Source organism: Methylobacterium sp. WL18 (genome assembly GCF_008040015.1).
In the GTDB taxonomy this organism is placed as follows: domain Bacteria; phylum Pseudomonadota; class Alphaproteobacteria; order Rhizobiales; family Beijerinckiaceae; genus Methylobacterium; species Methylobacterium mesophilicum.
The window spans coordinates 1-2,374 of record NZ_VRVD01000688.1 but is presented as its reverse complement, the minus strand read 5'-3'; the positions used below and the strand labels follow the sequence as shown (position 1 = coordinate 2,374).

The 2,374-nt window shown below is 69.6% G+C and carries 1 protein-coding gene and 1 pseudogene; one reads left to right on the top strand and one right to left on the bottom strand.

Annotated elements, in window-relative coordinates; all coding sequences use genetic code 11:
• Positions 1–1,794: methyl-accepting chemotaxis protein (locus FV228_RS27025; protein ID WP_187277935.1), on the bottom strand; the 1,794-nt coding region annotated here is incomplete at its 3' end.
• Between the two features lie 437 nt (positions 1,795–2,231).
• Between FV228_RS27025 and FV228_RS34455 the strand changes: the two are divergent.
• Positions 2,232–2,374 (top strand): annotated as a pseudogene (locus FV228_RS34455) (arginase); the annotation flags it as partial.

The following is a 2,374-nucleotide window of genomic DNA, read 5'->3' as shown; positions in this document are numbered from 1 at the left end:
CCGGCTGGGCTGGGTCGCGTGTTCCTTGACCTCGGCCGCCACCACCGCGAAGCCGCGGCCGGCCTCGCCGGCGCGGGCGGCCTCGATCGTGGCGTTCAGGGCCAGCAGGTTGGTCTGGCCCGCGATGGTCGAGACCATGCCGACCACGTCGCCGATCCGGGTGGCTGCGGCGGCGAGATCCGCCATCGTGCCCTCGGCCCGCTTGGCCTCGCCGACCGCGGTGGCCGACATGCCGGCCGCCTGCTCGACCTGACGCCCGATCTCCTGCACGGTCGCGCCGAGTTCCTCGGCGGCCGCAGCCACGGCATCGACGTTGTCGGCGGTCTGGCGCGCGGCGCTGGCGACGCTGGTGGATCGTTCGGAGGTGCCACTGACGGCGACCCGCATGGTGCCGGACGCGCCCTGCAGGGCCGCCACGCCCCGGGTCAGCCCCTCGACGATGCCGCCCACCGACATCTCGAAGCCGTTCGCGAGATCCTGCAGCATGGCCCGGCGGGCCTGCTCCTCGCGCAGCCGCGCCGCCTCGGTGGTCTGCAGCTGCTGCGCCGCATCCTCCAGCGACACGTCGCGGATGATGACCACGGCGCGGGCGATGTCGCCGATCTCGTCCCGGCGTCGGCTGCCGGGCACGTCGCTGAGCGCCTGGCGTTCGGCGAGCGCCTTGAGCGCGCGGGTCAGGGCGCCGAGCGGTGACACGATCGAGCGCGCCAGCAGCAGGCCGAGCACCGCCGTCCCCGCGAGAACGCAGAACCCGATCAGGAGCAGGTTGCGGGAGAGCGCCCGCACGGCGTCGATCGCCTCGGCCTGCGACTGCTCCGCGACCACGATCCAGGGGGCGCCGAGCACGCTGACCGGCGAGGCCGCCGCCATGTGCGGGCCGTCCGCGGCGGCGAAGTCGAAGCTTCCGCCCGCCTTAAGCCGACTTGCCTCGATCCCGAGCGGCGTGAGTTCGCTGCCGGCCTTCACGGTGGCGTTGAGGGGCGGGTTGCTGCGCAGGCGCCCGTCCGCGCCGGCGGCCAGCACCTGACCGGTCTCGCCGAGGCCGGTCCGCTTGGCGAGCGCCTGATCGAACAGCGTCGGCGTCACCCGCATGGCGATGAAGCCGATCCGCTCGGCGGCCTGGGCCGTGCCCATGGCGACGTTCGCCCGCTTGGTCATGGCGCGGCCGATGAAGGCGGCCGGGACGCCGTCCACCGGATAGGCCGAAAAATCCTCGTACAGCACGGCGCTCGGGTCGGCGGCCTTGAGGCGTTGGACGAGACGCGCGAGCGCCGTATCCTTCAGCGCGTCCTCGGTCACCGCCAGGCCGAAATCCTTGCCCTTGGTGGTGGTGTACACGACACGGCCGGCATCATCGAGGAACAGCAGGTCGGCGTAGCCGGGCTGCGTGATGAGCTTGCGCGCCGTCTCCTGCACCTTCACGTGCCGGCGCCCATACATGCCGGTGCCGTCGAGGGCGACCCGCGCCTCGGCGGTCGGCGGCGCCTGGAACGCCTCGATGACCGCGGCCGTGTCCGGCTTGGCGGGGTCGAGGTTCTCGATCAGGTCGGGGAAGTTCGAGACGATCTGCGGATGCGCCGACGTAGCCAGGAAGTCGGCCTGCATCCGGTCCGCCACCAGCTCGATCCCGTCGCGGCGCGCCGCCGCGGCGAGCTGCAGCCGCTCGTTCGCCGCGTCGATCAGGCCGGACTTGGCGGAATACCAGCTGAAGCCGCCCATCGCGGTGGCGCTGAGCAGGGCCAAGCCGATCGTCATCGCCGGCAGGCGAGAACTCAGCCGCGAAAGCACCACCATGGCTATCCTACATCGTTTTCTTAGAGAGAGCGCCGCAACCTTAGAGCAATGCCACTAAGATCCCGTAAATTTTGGCTGCAAACCATGGAATTATAACGCAAAACTCAATCTACCGTGCCCCAATAATATTCAATAGTTAGAGGAATGCTGTGTTCGCAAAAATACAGTCGGACATACATGGACACTTGGATCCGTACGAAAAATGCCATCCAATACAGGTGTCTACGTGACGATTCAGCAGCTGCCCTGCCGGTTCGTCCCGTGAACCGATCGGTCCGGAATTCGCCCGCATGCAGAATACCACGGTGCCGAGGCTAGCGCGGCCCGCGGCTTGCGGGCGGTCGGGCGATGCGGAAGCGAATCGTTGGCCCGCCCTTCGAGTGCGCCTAGAGCATCGGTCGGGCGCACGAGCCTCCACCTGCACTTGAGGGGACCGGATGACGAGCGACACCAGCCGAGAGGATGCGCACCGGATCGCGCTGATCGGGGCGCCGATCGAGGTCGGGACCAGCGAGCCCGGCGCGCTCATGGGCCCGGCGGCCCTGCGCACGGCCGGGCTGGTCCGGACCCTGTCCGACCT